Origin of the sequence: Pseudomonas sp. NPDC087342, from assembly GCF_044744265.1 — a bacterium.
GTDB classification, from domain to species: domain Bacteria; phylum Pseudomonadota; class Gammaproteobacteria; order Pseudomonadales; family Pseudomonadaceae; genus Aquipseudomonas; species Aquipseudomonas nunensis.
In genome coordinates, this window is the sequence record NZ_JBIUXZ010000004.1 from 58,258 (window position 1) to 73,348 (window position 15,091).

The window sequence follows — 15,091 nt, forward strand, 5'->3', positions numbered from 1 at the left end:
GTTAAAAAAGCCCCGCTTTCGAGCGGGGTTTTTTTTGCGTGTCGATTCATGACTCGACGATTAAAAGACAATCCCTTTAGCCTTCGCGTCCTTCAGCCATTGTGGGAATTCTTCCATCAGCTTGTCGTAAAGCTGCTCTTCACTGATGTCGTGCAAGTCATCCAGAGCGAAGAAACCACAGTTGTCGACGACTCGGCCGGTCATGGTGTCGAGTTTTTCCAGGATGCCGTAGTTGTGCCCGCCAATCCCGACGAACTGCCAGAAGATCGGCAGCTTGGCCGCTTCTATCATCAGTTTTTTGATCGCACCACTGGCTGACACACCTCCATCACTGATGAACAGGATGTAGATCGGGCTGGTGTCCCGGGACTGCTTGTAAAAGTCGATCACCTTCTTGATGGCTTTGGGTTCGTCGTTGTAACGAGCGCCGATCTTCCAGTCTTTCCAGCCATGGCTGTCGGTGTTGATGAAGTCTTTGTGGTTGGCCAGTGTCACGGCAGACAGTTGCAGTGTTTCGGCGCCAAAGGCCCAGCAATCGAGAGTGCCATCGTCGTCAAAGTGCAACGCCAGCGGCAGCAGCCGATTGACCACTTCCTGAACGCGACCGGTTTGGTATTGGTTGTTCATGGAACCGGACGCGTCCAGCACCAGGCCCACCCGCGCTTTAACGTCCGTCAGCTTGGCTTTTTCGAGGCTGACCTGGGCTTTCTTCGCCAGGCTGATCAGGTGAGGCGCAGCTTCGCCAATCTTCTTCTCAAGGGAAATTTTGCTTGTGACGGGGGCCGTTACCGGGGCAGGAGCGGGTGCCGGCGCCGGCTCATCAGCCACATCGCCGCCGAAATGTTTCACCAGCGCTTCCAGACCGGCGTTGAACCCTTGCAGATTGGACGCCAGGCGCCATTCGCCCGACTTGCGATATAGCTCGACGATCATGATTGCCTTTTCGTCGGCGAAGGTCGCTCCCGAAAACGCGCATTTCGCCAACACATCGCCAGACAGGCTCTTAATGCTGAAACTGCTGGCCTGGATATCGCGCATCGCACCGGTGCCGTCGATCGAGGTGGTGAAGACCAGGCGATCAATCGTGGTGGGGAGTTTTGAAAGGTCGAGGGTGAAATCACCGCCGTTCGACATGCTCACGCCATTGCACGGCGTCGTCGGCTGATTGAAAAACACCATGTAGCGATCATCGGACAGTTTGCCCTGGGCATCGATGCCGAAGCATACAAAGTCGAGCACATGGGGCGACTGGACGTTGATCGAGAGCGTAAGTTGCGAGCCCGGCATGAGGCTGGACAAGGGTAACCGTTGTCCTTGGCTGATTTGCATATTGCGTCCTTGTAATGGTTGCACCGTGGAACTGGCATTCATTGGAAGTGCAGGTGCGCGATTATGCGGGAGTAAGGGATCGATGGGGCGAAGTTTATGAGCTGGGCTTTGCCCTGATTGTCTGCCCTACGCGACCACGCTACCCTTCGCAACGCTCGGTATGTCGACTTATCAACAGGGAAAAATAATATGGACGTTAAGCACTCTCCTTCAGTGCGTCGCGTGATACAGCTTCAAGCGATCCTCTTGCTTCTCATCACACCGCTATTTGCTCATGCCGATGTTACGGAAGAAGAGGCGACTGCCAATTGCCTGAAGATCAGTGAGTATTCCGCCGAAGGCGGGAAGTATTACAAGCTCAAGCAATATGCCAAGGCCCGGGAACAGTACGAGCGGCAGGCAGGCTGGTCGGAGAGTTGTCAGCTGGACGAAGATAAAGTCGCGATGGCCTACAACAACGTTGCGCTCACCTACATACACGAAGGCAATTACCTCAAGGCCCGTGCGTGGCTGAGCATTTTACCGAACGATAAAAAGTCGATCTTCAACCTTGGCAAGATCAGTGGCGATATAAAGAACTCACTGGAGAAACTGTCGAGTAAGCCGGACGGGCAGTATTGGCAATATGCCGGGGCTGCGTTATGGAATTCCATGACGATCAAGCCGCAAGGTTCGCAGTTCCAAGTTGTTTTTCAGGGTTATTACGCTGGCCTGATGGCGATGTATAACGGTCCCAATATCGGGGAGTTTTCCACGGTACTAGCGATTAACAACGGCAAGGCTCATTACGCCATGACCGGCGATGATGTTGGCGACTGTGCCTACGACTTCGACATCAAAAAAGACCTGCTCACGGTAAAGCGTACGGCCGGTGAGTGGTGTGGTTTTGGCCACAATGTCGGCGCTGAAGGGAGTTATAACCGCGTCGAGCTGTAGTTTGAAACTGGGGAAAGCCCCGAAAAATTCGGGGCTGACTCCAAGGGATCGTTAACCTAGGCCTCCCATCCCGCCCCACTGACAGCCGCCTGCGCCAGCGGGTGCATGTCCGCCCCTTGATGCTCCGTCTGCCACGCCAGCAATTCCTTGCGCATGCCCGGCGTCCAGTACATCTGCAAGTGATTGCGCACACCGAGCACGGCCAATTGCTGATCCGGTTCGGTGGCGAAGTACTGGGCGATCTGGTTGGCCATCTTGATCAGGTTGTCCGTGCTCATCGGCGCACCTCGGCTTTGGCACCACGAGCATGCCGACGGTCTTTCAACAGACGATCCTGTTCATCGCTGAAAGCCTGATAGCGTTTTTGCCATTCCGAAGGGTGGTAGACGCGGCTGACTTCCACGGCGGTGACTTTGTACTCCGGACAGTTGGTGGCCCAGTCGGAGTTGTCGGTGGTGATCACGTTGGCCCCGGATTCCGGGAAGTGGAAGGTGGTGTACACCACGCCCGGCGCGACCCGTTCGGTGACCCGCGCACGCAGCACAGTCTGGCCGGCGCGGCTGCCGATGCCGACCCAATCGCCTTCGTTGATACCACGGCTCTCGGCGTCGGTTGGATGGATTTCCAGACGATCTTCATCGTGCCAGGCGACGTTCTCGGTTCTCCGGGTCTGAGCGCCGACGTTGTATTGGCTGAGGATGCGCCCGGTGGTCAGCAGCAGCGGATAACGATTGTTGACCTTCTCCTCGGTGGGCACGTAGCCGGTGAGCATAAAGCGCCCCTTGCCGCGCACGAATTGCTCGATGTGCATGGTCGGCGTGCCGTCCGGTGCAGCGGCGTTGCACGGCCATTGCAGGCTGCCGTGGCTGTCCAGCGCGGCGTAGCTGACGTTGGTGAAGGTCGGCGTCAGGCTGGCGATTTCATCCATGATCTCTGACGGATGCTGGTAGTTCATTGGATAGCCCAATGCGTTGGCCAACGCCACCGTGCCTTCCCAATCGGCTTTGCCGCCCAGCGGTTCCATGACCTTGCGCACGCGAGAGATGCGGCGCTCGGCGTTGGTGAAGGTGCCGTCCTTTTCCAGGAACGAACTGCCCGGCAGGAACACATGGGCAAACTTCGCGGTTTCGTTGAGGAAAATGTCCTGCACCACCACGCATTCCATGGCCGAAAGGGCGGCGGTGACGTGCTGGGTATTCGGGTCGCTCTGAGCGATGTCTTCGCCCTGGCAGTACAAGCCTTTGAAACTGCCGGCCAGCGCCGCTTCAAACATGTTCGGAATGCGCAGGCCCGGATCGGGTTGCAAGGTGACATTCCACGCCTGCTCGAACTGCGTGCGCACCACTTCGTTGGAGATGTGGCGGTAGCCGGGCAACTCGTGAGGGAAGGAACCCATGTCGCAGGAACCCTGGACGTTGTTCTGTCCTCGCAGCGGGTTCACGCCGACGCCTTCGCGACCGATATTGCCGGTGGCCATGGCCAGGTTGGCGATGCCCATGACGGCGGTGCTGCCCTGGCTGTGTTCGGTGATGCCTAAGCCGTAGTAAATCGCAGCATTGCCGGCGTTCGCATACAAACGGGCGGCGGCACGGATGTCGCCAGCGTCCACGCCGCAAATGGCGCCAAGCACTTCCGGCGAGTTTTCCGGACGGCTGACAAATTCGCTCCAGCGCGCAAAATCGCTGCCCTCGCAACGTTCATCGATAAAGGCTTGGTTGAGCAGACCTTCGGTGACGATGGTGTGAGCCAGCGCGTTGAGCATGGCGACGTTGGTGCCCGGACGCAGGGCCAGGTGCAGTTCAGCGCGGGCGTGCACCGAGTCCACCAGATCAATGCGCCGTGGGTCGATGACAATCAGTCGCGCACCTTCCCGCAAACGACGTTTGAGCTGGGAAGCGAACACCGGGTGGGCGTCGCTCGGGTTGGCGCCCATCACCAGGATCACGTCTGCCTTCATGACCGAATCGAAACTCTGGGTGCCGGCAGATTCGCCCAAGGTTTGTTTCAAGCCATAACCGGTCGGCGAGTGGCAGACCCGCGCACAGGTATCGACGTTGTTGTTGCCGAACGCGGCGCGCACCAGTTTTTGGACGAGGTAGGTTTCTTCGTTGGTGCAGCGGCTGGAAGTGATGCCGCCAATGGAGTCGCGACCGTATTTTTGCTGCAACCGGCGGAACTCGCTGGCGGCGTAGGTCACCGCTTCATCCCAGCTGACTTCCTGCCACGGATCGTTGATGTGATTGCGGATCATCGGTTTGGTGATGCGATCCGGGTGAGTGGCGTAGCCCCAGGCAAAGCGTCCTTTGACGCAAGAGTGGCCGTGGTTGGCCTGGCCGTTTTTGTCCGGAACCATGCGCACCAGTTTGTCGCCTTTCATCTCGGCGCGGAACGAGCAACCGACGCCGCAATAGGCGCACGTGGTGATCACGCTGCGCTCCGGCTGACCCAGTTCGACCACGCTTTTTTCCATCAGCGTCGCGGTGGGGCAGGCCTGCACACAGGCGCCGCAGGACACGCATTCCGAATCAAGGAAGTTATCGCCACCAGCCGCCGCGACCCGGGATTCGAAACCGCGTCCGGTAATGGTCAGGGCAAACGTGCCCTGGGTTTCTTCGCAGGCGCGCACGCAGCGGTTGCAGACGATGCACTTGCTCGGGTCGTAGTCGAAGTAGGGGTTGGACGTGTCCTTCACATCGGCCAGATGGTTGTCGCCTTCATAGCCATAACGCACTTCCCGCAAGCCAACCTGGCCGGCCACGGTTTGCAGTTCGCAATTGCCGTTGGCCGAACAAGTCAGGCAGTCCAGCGGGTGATCGGAGATGTACAACTCCATGACGTTGCGGCGCAGGGTCGCGAGCTTCGGCGTCTGGGTGTGCACGCTCATGCCTTCGGTGACTGGCGTGGTGCAGGACGCCGGGTAGCCGCGCATCCCGTCGATTTCCACCAGGCACATGCGGCAAGAGCCGAAGGCTTCGAGGCTGTCGGTGGCGCACAGTTTCGGAATGGTGGTGCCCAGCAGCGCAGCGGCGCGCATCACCGACGTGCCTTCGGGCACGCTGATGCTGCGGCCGTCGATGTTCAGGGTGACTTGCACCTGGCTTTCGCGGGCCGGGGTGCCCAGATCGATATCGGTTTTCGGGTCGAAGAGGGTGATCATTGGTCGGCCTCCGAGGGCTGCAGACCGAAGTCGGCGGGGAAGTACTTGAGGGCGCTGACCACAGGGAAGGGGGCCATGCCGCCCAACGCGCACAGCGAACCGTATTGCATCGTGTCGCACAGGTCCTTGAGGATGATCGCCTGCTCATCGCGACCGCTTTGGTCCGGCGCGGCGAGCAGGCGATCGATCACCTCCACGCCGCGAGTCGAGCCGATGCGGCAAGGCGTGCATTTGCCACACGATTCCTCGGCGCAGAACTGCATCGCGAAACGTGCCATGTGCGCCATGTCCAGCGTGTCGTCCGCCACCACTACACCACCGTGCCCGAGCATCGCGCCCATGGCGGCAAAGGCTTCGTAATCCAGCGGCGTGTCGAATTGCGACGGCGGCACCCAGGTGCCGAGCGGGCCGCCGACTTGCGCGGCTTTCAGCGGCCGGCCAGTCGCGGTGCCGCCGCCGTAATCTTCCACCAGTTCGCGCAGGGTCAGGCCAAACGCTCGTTCTACCAAGCCGCCGCGAAGAATATTGCCGGCCAACTGGAAAGGCATGGTGCCCAGGGAACGGCCCATGCCGAAATCGCGATAGAACTGCGCCCCCTTGGCCAAAATCAGCGGCACCGAGGCCAACGTCAGCACGTTGTGCACCAGGGTCGGCAGACCGAACAAGCCCTGCAACGCCGGGATTGGCGGCTTGGCGCGGACGATCCCGCGTTTGCCTTCGAGGGAATCCAGCAACGCGGTTTCTTCACCGCAAATGTAGGCGCCGGCACCGACCCGCACTTCCATGTCGAACGCCTGACCGCTGCCGCCGACATTGGCGCCGAGGTAGCCGTTCGACCGGGCAATCTCCAGCGCTTCGCGCAAGGTCGCCACCGCTTGTGGATATTCCGAACGCACATAGATGTAGCCGTAACTGGCGCCGACGGTGATGCCGGCAATCGCCATGCCTTCGATCAGCAGGAACGGGTCGCCCTCCATCAACATGCGGTCGGCGAACGTGCCGGAGTCGCCTTCGTCGGCGTTGCACACAATGTATTTCTGCGCGGCTTGGGTGGCGCGCACCGTGCGCCATTTGATCCCGGCCGGGAACGCTGCGCCGCCACGGCCACGCAGGCCAGAGTCGAACACTTCCGTCGCAGCTTGCTCGCCGCCAATGCTGACGGCCCTATTCAAACCCTCAAAACCACCGTGCGCCCGATAATCGTCCAGCGACAGCGGCCGGGTAATGCCGGCGCGGGCGAACAGCAGGCGTTGTTGGGTTTTCAGATACGGTAATTCTTCCACCAGTCCCAAGGCCAGTGGATGCGCGGACGGCTCGCCGTGCAGCGCATCCAGCACGGACGGCACATCGGCAGCAGTCAGCGGGCCAAAGCCGATTCGGCCTTGCGGCGTGTCGACTTCCAGCAGCGGTTCCAGCCAGTAGAGGCCACGAGAACTGGTGCGTTGCAGGTCCTGGCCGGCAAGGGCCGACGCCACCTCATCGGCACCCACGGCGCGGGCCAGGGAATCACTCGGCAAATAGAGGCTCATACGTCCTCCCGGCAAGCGTCGAGCAAGGCATCCAGACGCTCGGCACTCAGCCGCGCGTGCACCTTGCCATCCAGCTCCAGGGCCGGCGAACAGGCGCAGGCGCCGAGGCAATACACCGGGCGCAAACTGATGCTGCCATCGGCGCTGCTGCCGTTGTCGTCCAGTTGCAGACGGTCGCGCAACTGCGCCGCAAGCTGCTCGGCGCCGCGACTCTTGCACGACTCGGCGCGGCACAGCCGCAAGATATGCCGGGCGGGCGGCGCGGTGCGGAAGTCATGGTAAAAGCTGATCACCCCACGAATCTCGGCCTGACTCTGGTTGAGGGCGTGGGCAATCTCGGGAATGGCAACATCGGGGATGTAACCGATGCCCTCCTGAATCTCATGGAGGATCGGCAACAGGGCGCCAGGGGAGCGTTTATGGCGCTCCAGCAAGCTGTTGACCATCGGCAGGTGCAACAACATCTCATCAGGCATACAGCATTCCTCACGGTCACGGACAAACCAGAAGGTCGTCGGTTGTCCGAAAGTGTCGGCTGCGGCGTTCACACCACGTCACGGTATCGTGGCATTTTTGGCCGTTGGCCAGGCACCCTGAGCGGGCATCTTGTTGGGCCCGGTACGGTCTTCGCCGCACCTCTTCAGGGCATAAATTGCAGCTTGCCACGCCGGCATTGATTCAACGGTACAAAAGCGACGTGCTCGGTTCTTTCCACGACCACCCGTTAAGTCTAGAAGAGCACTGACGAAGGCGCGCACTGTCTGAAATGTTTTGTGGCACAAGCACTGCGCACCCATCCACTACAGTGAACGTACGATGCCGTTCGGCGCGAACTGATCGCCAAGGAGTCAACATGAAGAAAGCCATCCTGCCGGCGCTGGCCATCTTGATCGCCGCCCAATCCCCGGCCTACGCCATCAACGACAAATACCGCAAACAACTCGAGCAATCCGGCTGCACCCAAGTCAGCGAAACCCAAGGCTGCGACATCCACAAAACCAAAGCCGAAAACGCCAAGGCCGGCTTCACCAACCCCGCCGCCGACAACCCTGGCACCCAGACCCCTTACGCCGGGCAGTGGGTGGCCAAGAGTGAAGCGGGCGCGACCGTCGCCACCATTCGCATCGATGCCAAAGAACAGGTGTGGGTCAACGGAAAACGGGTCAACGCCAAACGTACCGACGGCACGCTGCAGTTTCGCGACGGTAAGATCGTCTTCACCATTCAGGGCGACCGGCGATTGCAAAATCAGGACTACTGGACCGACAGCGATGCAGGGACCAAAGGACCGATCCAAATTGAATAGTGCAGCAAATGGGTGCTGGCCCCTTGGCTGCAAGTGGACGGCAGGATGGCAAAATAGTAGCGTCGCACCACTTTCTTCATCTACGTAACGGACTACGCATGCTCACTGTCGCTCAAGCCTCACGCCTGTTCTGCGCAATCACTTTCACCGTCGTGATGACCCCGGCGCTTGCCGACTGGGACTGGGATGAAACCCCGGAATACGCCTGGAAGACCTACCTCTCCGATTGCCAGCGATTACAGCAAGCACTAACCAATGTGCAGAACGGGAGCCATACGGCCAAGGATGTCACGCCCTCTATTGAGAGTTCTCTGCGAACCCTTACCGTACACCGCAAGAACCTCGCCCAGACAAGCCACAGCTCCCCCGATTACGCCCGCTGTGAAAGCATTATCCCCCAAGCGAAAGAAATAGCGGCCAAGGGCAACGCTGAAAACGACGAGGCGTTGGATCAGCATTTTCGGCAAGCCCAGACCGAGCACCTGAACTCCCCGGAATACAAGCGCGCTCGCTCGATGGGCTTCAGCGACGTCGGCGAAATCGGAGCTCTCGACCAGCACGCTGAGCTGGATGGCGAAGCGAATCTGAAGACCTTGATGATCAAAGTCGATGCGGGCTGCGGCAGCCATTTCCGCGCCGCGCAATACGTCAAACCCTATGTGATCTACACCGTCCGTCCCTGGGATGGCAACTGCGCCGTCTATAAGCGCGTCGCAGTGCTGGGCGGTGAAACGGTGGAGCGAGGCGACGATATTGATGAGAACGGGATCTTTCAGTACGTGGGGTGGAAGACATTGACCGGAGCGGATGGATTTCCCTTCGACATTCGAGTCGTAAAGGCGCGGAAGTAACCCGCAGGATTTTTCTTCAACGGAAGGATGGACAGATGATCGACTTCAACAACAAAGGCTTCTTCAAACTCAAGCAGAACGAAGAATACGCCGAACGCGTTGCCGACCTTTTGCTCAACGGCGAACAGGTCATCGACTCGTACAAATCCATGCGCGACGGCGTGGTCTTCACCAACAAACGCATCATCGCCGTCAACGTCCAGGGCATCACCGGCAGCAAGAAGGACTTCACCTCACTGCCGTACAAAAACATTGTGGCGTACTCGGTGGAAACGTCCGGGACGTTTGATCTGGATTCCGAACTGGAGATCTACTTCTCGTCGCTTGGGAAGGTGAAATTCGAATTCACCGGCAGGACATCAATGGTAGAAATCTCAAAACTCATCTCCCAACACGTCCTCTGACCCCAACACGAAAAAGCCCCGAAAACTCGGGGCTAAAACTGGCTAAACACATGCCCTTGTAGGAGCGAAGCTTGCTCGCGAAAGCGCCAGCCCAGCCAACACCAATGCTGAACCTACTACGACCCTCCCAAACAACGCGCTCCCCCGTTTCTACTTCTCAGCCTTCTCCGCCGCCCGCTTAGGCGGCACCGTAGAATCCCGCCCCCGCGTCAACACCTTCACCGCATCATCCACCAACGCCTTACTCATCGACGTCAAATAATGCGCAGCCCAAGCATGACGGTCAGTGTCCCTGTCAAAGGCAGCCTCTTCGGTAAGCGACTTGGCCAAACGCAAAAAATCAGAAGCCATGGACAACGCATCACCCAGCGGCACATCGCGAGTGACGTGGAACAGCGGTTGGTCTGCACAGTAAATGGCCGGGGTCAGGCCGATGGTTTTGAGATCGGTTGGATCAATCATTGGGCTTCTCCGGTGATGGAGAGGCGGCGGGGTAGAGCGGGTGAGGCGTTACGCGAATGGGGATTGCGTAAAGGGGAAAGGCAAAATTTGTACGGATTGCTGGTGGTAGTCATGGTTAACGTCCTTGATATGAGGAGCTGCCACGTTCGTTTCCACACGAATGGGTGACAGCTGTGCGCGGGGTGGAAAACCGGTAATCAAGGAAACCGGCACGCCCGAAGACGTCCCACGCACAGCCGCCATAACTCACGCCGCAGGCATAAAAAAAGCGCCGGCAAACGTGATGGGGGCGCTGTTGCGCCTTGATTTACGCGGGTTTCCACACCCGGTCGCTGAATTGGCAGCGACGGTGGGGAGGGTATCGTGCAGTCGTCATCGCTGCAACCTTCGAAATGTCAGCAGAAGTTGATCGCCGAGTCGGCATGCGTATTCTCGCCCACGGTCCTAATCGGCGCGCTGTTCTGTTAGGTTGTGACGCTCATAAGGAAATTTGACAGGAGGTCATAGTGGCTAAGCCCGCAGCGCGCAAGAGCGATCCTTATAGTTGTCCTTTGCCGGGACACGGTACCAACCCTATCGCATCAGGCTCCCCTGACGTGTTTTTCGATGGGCTTTCCGCAGCGCGTCGGGATGACACCTGCACTTGCGGCAGTGCACTTGCTTCAGGATTGTCGTCGACGGTTTTCATAAACGGGATGAATGCGGCGACCATCGACACTGGAGGTACCCACGGCGGCATCGTGATTGGTGGTTCCGGGACCGTGATAATTGGCGATACGCCTACATCATACGAATTTGTTTCTCCCGCTCCGTTAACGGGTTATGCAAGCTGGATCGGCTTCAGAATTTCGGCTGACGAGAGCTACGAGGGCTTATCGTGCACGGCGCACTTTGAGGATGGTTCGTCCCTGCCCGGCGTATTCAACAAGGAAAACGCCGTTAAGTTTTCAAATCCTTCGGGCAAGACATGTGTAACGCTTAAATTCGAAGACGAAACGTCTTCCGATACTTCATCGCTCACCGAAAGCTTTCTAAATAGAATTTTGGGATAAGGAACATCCTATGACGGAGCCGTACCTCGTAACCGGCAGCTATGTCATTCAGCGTGAGCACGCCTTACAAGATTCTCCGCTCGATAGGGCGTTGGAGTTGATGGAAGGCACTGCGCTCAGGTTCTCTCTGGACGCCATCCATGATGAAAAAATCAGAGCGAGCTATCTAAAAAACATAAAGCGCATAGCTCAGCAAACGCTGGCTGACGTGAAGGCCGGGGAGATTACGGCGCGAGAGGGCGTAGAGTTCAGCAATAAATTACGGAACAAGATCATGATGGAGCACCGGGCGTTTACCTCGGCGCAGGGGGTGGCTGTCGTGCAACAGAAGAAGACGGATGGAAGGACGCTTCAATCACTCTTCGATCGTTACTCTAAAAACCTCTTCCAAAAAAGTTATGAAAGCCTTACACCCGCGGAACAGAGCAAGGTCCATTACACAATTTTAGAGGCCGCGGGGCGGGACGATGCCAAGTTCACCAATGGCACCAAAAAAATGAGGATGATGGGCAAACTCGGGATCCTGGTGACCGCTGCCCTTGCTTCTTATCAAATTTTCAATGCTGAAAACAAAACGAAAGAGACGGCGCGTCAGGGCATCATAATTGGAAGTGGTGCGATAGGTGGTCTACTCGCAGGGCTTGGAGTTAGTGCTCTCTGTGGCCCAGGTGCACCAATCTGCGCTTTTGCCGTTGTAATCGTGGGAACGATTGCTGGAGGCGTAGCAGGCGAAGCGGTAACGGACACGCTCGATGAAGAGTTAGAGGAGTTTTCACATTGGGATATTCGTTGAGTCAGCCTGAGCTGACAAACATCAGAGTCGCACTATCTGACCCATTTAATGATTTTCCGGTGGATTACGATTTCATCGCCAAGCAAGTAAAAGGAGTGGACCATGAAACGCTCTACGAAATACTTTATTCGGAAGTAGCGCCGGTCTGCTTCACTAATATTGCGGCTGCAGTACCTACAGTGTGGACGGGCTTCGATCCAGATTCCCTCAATGCCATGATTGAAGAGCGGCGTGCGGCCAGGGAGAGCAATTGGTTTCGCAGGCAATTTGATAAGTTACTTGTGCGTTGGCTGGAATATAACTATGGGTATATCTGGAAGGAAATTGTTAGTAGGTTGGAAAAATAGGTCTTTTCTCGTTTTAAAGGATGCTGTGAGAAAAAGGGGGCAGTCTTGGGGCGCAAGGTGGGAGCTGAAGTTGGCTATCACCACATCGAGTACTAGCTGCTTTTAGAAAACTCGCGAAACTTGGCAAACACGCGAAACCCGACGTAGTCGGCTGGGTGTTTGTACAGACGTCGGTAGTAGCAATCCCAATAACTGATCATGCGTGCATGCGTCGTTTGAAAGTACACCTGATTGTCTCGAATGAAACGACCGTAAAGCGCCGGGTCGAGTGTCTGCAGATGCGCTTCAACAGTTTCAAGAATCTGGATGACGTACTCGCCCGTCAGTTGAACCACGAACGGCACAACCCACGGTTCACGTACTGAGAGAATTCGTTCCAGATGCCGTTGGCGCACGTTACCATCGTGATGCCGTGTCAGAAGACACGAGTACAAAATGCTCTGGGTTTCAGTCAGGTGGTCAAAGACGACCTCATAACCTTGGTCATAAATCCGATAGGGAATGGCCAATTCCTCCCCACCGACTCTGACCTCTATGAATCGATGCATTGCCATGCGCGCCTGGCTGAGCTGGCCCATAACCTGGTCGAGAGCCTTCGCTTCTTGTTCAAGACAAGACGGAAACGCCTGGTTTGCACGCGGCATGACCATTCACTGAATGTCTTTCAAATAATCCCTAAGCGTAATGACCGGCACTTCAAGCTGCTCCATCGTCCGCGCATCACCGAAATCAGCAGCCAACCGATGCAGCTCACGCCCAAGCGGCGTATCAACACCACCGATAGCCTCCAGCGCCAACCCCACACAATGCCCCACCCGAAACTGAATCCCCTCAACATCCCCCCGTCGCACCAACAACCCAAAAACCTCCCGCTCATAATCACTCATGATCGGATCATCGCGCAGAATCGGGCTTTCCCCCTCCCGCTCATAAGCCAGCTTGAGGGCGAAAAGGGCAACGGTTTCCAGTGGCAATTCCATTGTGTGAATCCTTGATTCGTTAGCCGAGCGGTTTGGTTTTTGGCGCCTCAAGGGCAAGATCAAAAGATCGCAGCCTTCGGCAGCCCCTACGGGGTGGTGGGGTGACAGGCACTTTATCGCAGACGAAAAAAAAGGCCTTGCAATGCAGGACCTTTCTTGATTTTGGTGCCCGAGGGAGACCGGAGGCTTCCATATATTCTGTGGCTTGCAGCTGAATTATACATTTAGGGATACATGCAGGGATACACGGTGTTAATTGCTAGCTTCGTTTTCTTCCTCAGGGCGCATCCTGCGGAGGTGCTTGCCATCAGCTTGGCTAGCATCCATCGGTATGAACCTCAGGAGTACGCCCCCACTCCCAGCATGCCAACCAAGCTTTGGTCATTTAAGCGCTCAGAACCTTCCTCGTGGCAAGCTCCAGAAAACGCTTCAAAACTAGCGGCGTATATATACCCTCGGCTGCGAGGTCCTCTAAATTTTGTATTTCAAACGTTGTGCCTTGCCTTGAGCTTGTTGCGCACAGCATCGGGGTTTGGGCGGGGCTACCTTCGTTTGAGAGCGAGGCACGAAATATGGCCGGGCTCGCTTCTGTTGCAGGGTGGAACCTAGTAATTAAAAACCGGCGCCTGAAAAGGACGTTCACAACCGAGGCATCTGACTCGTGTTCCGCGACCTGCACCACAAGAGCGTCTGCGGTCTGATGTGTTCGTTGGGCTTCGCCAAGCCATTCGCGCCATAGTTGTAACTCTGGATTACTGAGGTGCAATTCACTGATTGCCTGGTGCAGATCTGTGTGGAGAGCACGTACAAATGCGGCTGTGGAAGCTCTGCGTTGTTGGTACTCCACCTCGATCAAGGCTTCAGCACGAAGTAGCTCAACAGTATTGATATCGCCAGCCTCTGAAGGTTTATCTGTTGCCATTGCGCGTAGTCCATCCGCAAATTGTGCCATTGTAGGTCTGTTTTCGGCGTTTATTGCGGCAGCCTTAGATATGAGGAGCATGGCGTGATGGATCTGCGGGCAATCTGGAAACAACAAACCCAGATCAAACTCTCTTTCGAACCACACTGGCCCAGGAAATACTATCCCACGCTCACCGTAGATCATTGCCCAGAAAACTTTTCCAAGGCTGAAAACGTCTCCTTTTTCGTTAACTTCTGTAACCCTACCGACGGAGTACTCGGGAGGGCGGAACGCCCATGCTCCCATCGCCCGTTTCTTGGGGGTGAGGCGTTCGTCTTCCGCAAGGTAGGCGCAACCGAAATCAGCTAAAAGAAGTGCTTCGTCAGACTCTCGGAACAACAAATTCGAGGGTTTGATATCGCGATGATGAATTGGTCGGCCTCGGGCTGCTAAGGCTGCGAGGGTTTCTGCTATTGGGGCGAGCGCGAGGGCTGCCTTACGTGGGTCGCCAACGAATTTAACAATCACATCGTCAAGGGAACCATCCAAGACATCCATTACGATTTCTAAACCGTCAGCACGAGTTCGCACTTCTATAATCGGGACGAGGCTCAGCCCAGCAGTCTCTCGCAACGACAAAACAATTTCGGCTTCTCGGCGAAATCTTGCGACTGCCTCTCTTCCACATTCGGGTTTCAAGCGCTTAATCGCATGAAGTCCGTCAAACCAAACGTAAGCATTGCCACCGGCGCCCAGTTGCTTCCAAGCTTCAGGAATTCCCGGATGCTTCGTTTTCCAGGTGCCCAGATCATCCGTAGCGCTCATTTCATGTTCCTTCAATGGGCTTTTCTCAAGCGTATCAGGGTTCACGAGCCCTTTTGAATTGATACGACCGTGTTTTGTTCGAGACCTCTTAGTCGAACGTTGATCAAGTCGGATGCGAGCATCGATCTGCACTGGTACAAGCTGATAGGGAATGCGACAGGTACTCAACGCGGGGTAGCGTCTTGAATATCATTTAGCAACCCTGGATACCCGAAG

16 protein-coding genes are annotated in these 15,091 nt (G+C 56.9%); 7 read left to right on the top strand and 9 right to left on the bottom strand.

Annotated features, from left to right (window positions below; all coding sequences use genetic code 11):
* Nucleotides 1–60: 60 nt before the first annotated feature.
* Entirely contained in the window at nt 61–1,329 is a 1,269-nt protein-coding gene (locus tag ACIOYV_RS12695; RefSeq protein WP_401324094.1) for a VWA domain-containing protein, read from the bottom strand.
* A gap of 189 nt (nt 1,330–1,518) precedes the next feature.
* Between ACIOYV_RS12695 and ACIOYV_RS12700 the strand changes: the two genes are divergently transcribed.
* Nucleotides 1,519–2,265 carry a type IV pilus biogenesis/stability protein PilW gene (locus ACIOYV_RS12700; RefSeq protein WP_401324096.1) on the top strand — a complete coding sequence of 249 codons (747 nt, stop codon included), beginning with the start codon at nt 1,519–1,521 and terminating at the stop codon, nt 2,263–2,265.
* A gap of 56 nt (nt 2,266–2,321) precedes the next feature.
* Here ACIOYV_RS12700 and ACIOYV_RS12705 read toward each other — a convergent pair whose 3' ends face one another.
* Genes ACIOYV_RS12705 through ACIOYV_RS12720 form a run of 4 tightly spaced genes read right to left on the bottom strand, consistent with a single transcriptional unit; the run spans nt 2,322 to nt 7,427 of the window.
* Complete coding sequence (locus ACIOYV_RS12705) at nt 2,322–2,543, bottom strand: formate dehydrogenase subunit delta (RefSeq protein ID WP_054045421.1); 222 nt, start codon at nt 2,541–2,543, stop codon at nt 2,322–2,324.
* Complete coding sequence (gene fdhF, locus ACIOYV_RS12710; protein WP_401324098.1) at nt 2,540–5,422, bottom strand: formate dehydrogenase subunit alpha; 2,883 nt, start codon at nt 5,420–5,422, stop codon at nt 2,540–2,542. Before fdhF ends, ACIOYV_RS12705 begins: the two co-directional genes overlap by 4 nt.
* Nucleotides 5,419–6,951: a formate dehydrogenase beta subunit gene (locus ACIOYV_RS12715; RefSeq protein ID WP_401324100.1), complete on the bottom strand. Its 1,533-nt coding sequence runs from the start codon at nt 6,949–6,951 to the stop codon at nt 5,419–5,421. Before ACIOYV_RS12715 ends, fdhF begins: the two co-directional genes overlap by 4 nt.
* Nucleotides 6,948–7,427 (bottom strand): formate dehydrogenase subunit gamma, encoded by a 480-nt coding sequence (locus tag ACIOYV_RS12720; RefSeq protein WP_401324102.1) that lies wholly within the window; start codon nt 7,425–7,427, stop codon nt 6,948–6,950. Before ACIOYV_RS12720 ends, ACIOYV_RS12715 begins: the two co-directional genes overlap by 4 nt.
* Nucleotides 7,428–7,804: 377 nt before the next feature.
* On the opposite strand from ACIOYV_RS12720, the gene ACIOYV_RS12725 reads away from it, so the two are divergent.
* The 3 genes from ACIOYV_RS12725 to ACIOYV_RS12735 all read left to right on the top strand — a co-directional run bounded on the left by ACIOYV_RS12725 (nt 7,805) and on the right by ACIOYV_RS12735 (nt 9,512).
* Nucleotides 7,805–8,257 (top strand): hypothetical protein, encoded by a 453-nt coding sequence (locus ACIOYV_RS12725; protein WP_401324104.1) that lies wholly within the window; start codon nt 7,805–7,807, stop codon nt 8,255–8,257.
* Between the two features lie 98 nt (nt 8,258–8,355).
* Nucleotides 8,356–9,108, top strand: coding sequence for a hypothetical protein (locus tag ACIOYV_RS12730; protein ID WP_401324106.1), 753 nt, complete (start codon nt 8,356–8,358; stop codon nt 9,106–9,108).
* Nucleotides 9,109–9,143: 35 nt separating this feature from the next.
* On the top strand, nt 9,144–9,512 hold the full coding sequence (locus ACIOYV_RS12735) for a PH domain-containing protein (protein ID WP_163912214.1): 369 nt from the start codon (nt 9,144–9,146) through the stop codon (nt 9,510–9,512).
* 150 nt (nt 9,513–9,662) lie between these two features.
* Here the strand turns inward: ACIOYV_RS12735 and ACIOYV_RS12740 are convergent, their stop codons facing one another.
* Nucleotides 9,663–9,974 carry a DUF3077 domain-containing protein gene (locus ACIOYV_RS12740; protein WP_401324108.1) on the bottom strand — a complete coding sequence of 104 codons (312 nt, stop codon included), beginning with the start codon at nt 9,972–9,974 and terminating at the stop codon, nt 9,663–9,665.
* 506 nt (nt 9,975–10,480) lie between these two features.
* Between ACIOYV_RS12740 and ACIOYV_RS12745 the strand changes: the two genes are divergently transcribed.
* The 3 genes from ACIOYV_RS12745 to ACIOYV_RS12755 are packed head-to-tail and all read left to right on the top strand — an operon-like array spanning nt 10,481 to nt 12,166.
* The gene (locus ACIOYV_RS12745; protein WP_401324109.1) at nt 10,481–11,026 is read left to right on the top strand and encodes a PAAR domain-containing protein; all 546 of its coding nucleotides are present in this window, start codon (nt 10,481–10,483) and stop codon (nt 11,024–11,026) included.
* Nucleotides 11,027–11,036: 10 nt separating this feature from the next.
* A complete protein-coding gene (locus ACIOYV_RS12750) occupies nt 11,037–11,819 on the top strand; it encodes a hypothetical protein (RefSeq protein ID WP_401324111.1) in 783 nt (260 codons plus the stop codon).
* Nucleotides 11,804–12,166 (top strand): hypothetical protein, encoded by a 363-nt coding sequence (locus tag ACIOYV_RS12755; protein ID WP_401324113.1) that lies wholly within the window; start codon nt 11,804–11,806, stop codon nt 12,164–12,166. Before ACIOYV_RS12750 ends, ACIOYV_RS12755 begins: the two co-directional genes overlap by 16 nt.
* Before the next feature lie 92 nt (nt 12,167–12,258).
* Here the strand turns inward: ACIOYV_RS12755 and ACIOYV_RS12760 are convergent, their stop codons facing one another.
* From ACIOYV_RS12760 to ACIOYV_RS12770, 3 genes are all read right to left on the bottom strand, one after another.
* The gene (locus ACIOYV_RS12760; protein WP_401324115.1) at nt 12,259–12,810 is read right to left on the bottom strand and encodes a hypothetical protein; all 552 of its coding nucleotides are present in this window, start codon (nt 12,808–12,810) and stop codon (nt 12,259–12,261) included.
* A 6-nt stretch (nt 12,811–12,816) separates the two neighbouring features.
* The gene (locus ACIOYV_RS12765; RefSeq protein ID WP_401324117.1) at nt 12,817–13,146 is read right to left on the bottom strand and encodes a hypothetical protein; all 330 of its coding nucleotides are present in this window, start codon (nt 13,144–13,146) and stop codon (nt 12,817–12,819) included.
* A gap of 385 nt (nt 13,147–13,531) precedes the next feature.
* Nucleotides 13,532–14,875, bottom strand: a complete 1,344-nt coding sequence (locus tag ACIOYV_RS12770) for a protein kinase (protein ID WP_401324118.1) — start codon at nt 14,873–14,875, stop codon at nt 13,532–13,534.
* Between the last annotated feature and the right edge of the window lie 216 nt (nt 14,876–15,091).

What these genes read in the sequence shown, in the direction of transcription:
- ACIOYV_RS12695 (WP_401324094.1), bottom strand. Translation starts at nt 1,329, where the DNA reads ATGCAAATCAGCCAAGGACAACGGTTACCCTTGTCCAGCCTCATGCCG.
- ACIOYV_RS12700 (WP_401324096.1), top strand. Translation starts at nt 1,519, where the DNA reads ATGGACGTTAAGCACTCTCCTTCAGTGCGTCGCGTGATACAGCTTCAA.
- ACIOYV_RS12705 (WP_054045421.1), bottom strand. Translation starts at nt 2,543, where the DNA reads ATGAGCACGGACAACCTGATCAAGATGGCCAACCAGATCGCCCAGTAC.
- fdhF (WP_401324098.1), bottom strand. Translation starts at nt 5,422, where the DNA reads ATGATCACCCTCTTCGACCCGAAAACCGATATCGATCTGGGCACCCCG.
- ACIOYV_RS12715 (WP_401324100.1), bottom strand. Translation starts at nt 6,951, where the DNA reads ATGAGCCTCTATTTGCCGAGTGATTCCCTGGCCCGCGCCGTGGGTGCC.
- ACIOYV_RS12720 (WP_401324102.1), bottom strand. Translation starts at nt 7,427, where the DNA reads ATGCCTGATGAGATGTTGTTGCACCTGCCGATGGTCAACAGCTTGCTG.
- ACIOYV_RS12725 (WP_401324104.1), top strand. Translation starts at nt 7,805, where the DNA reads ATGAAGAAAGCCATCCTGCCGGCGCTGGCCATCTTGATCGCCGCCCAA.
- ACIOYV_RS12730 (WP_401324106.1), top strand. Translation starts at nt 8,356, where the DNA reads ATGCTCACTGTCGCTCAAGCCTCACGCCTGTTCTGCGCAATCACTTTC.
- ACIOYV_RS12735 (WP_163912214.1), top strand. Translation starts at nt 9,144, where the DNA reads ATGATCGACTTCAACAACAAAGGCTTCTTCAAACTCAAGCAGAACGAA.
- ACIOYV_RS12740 (WP_401324108.1), bottom strand. Translation starts at nt 9,974, where the DNA reads ATGATTGATCCAACCGATCTCAAAACCATCGGCCTGACCCCGGCCATT.
- ACIOYV_RS12750 (WP_401324111.1), top strand. Translation starts at nt 11,037, where the DNA reads ATGACGGAGCCGTACCTCGTAACCGGCAGCTATGTCATTCAGCGTGAG.
- ACIOYV_RS12760 (WP_401324115.1), bottom strand. Translation starts at nt 12,810, where the DNA reads ATGCCGCGTGCAAACCAGGCGTTTCCGTCTTGTCTTGAACAAGAAGCG.
- ACIOYV_RS12765 (WP_401324117.1), bottom strand. Translation starts at nt 13,146, where the DNA reads ATGGAATTGCCACTGGAAACCGTTGCCCTTTTCGCCCTCAAGCTGGCT.
- ACIOYV_RS12770 (WP_401324118.1), bottom strand. Translation starts at nt 14,875, where the DNA reads ATGAGCGCTACGGATGATCTGGGCACCTGGAAAACGAAGCATCCGGGA.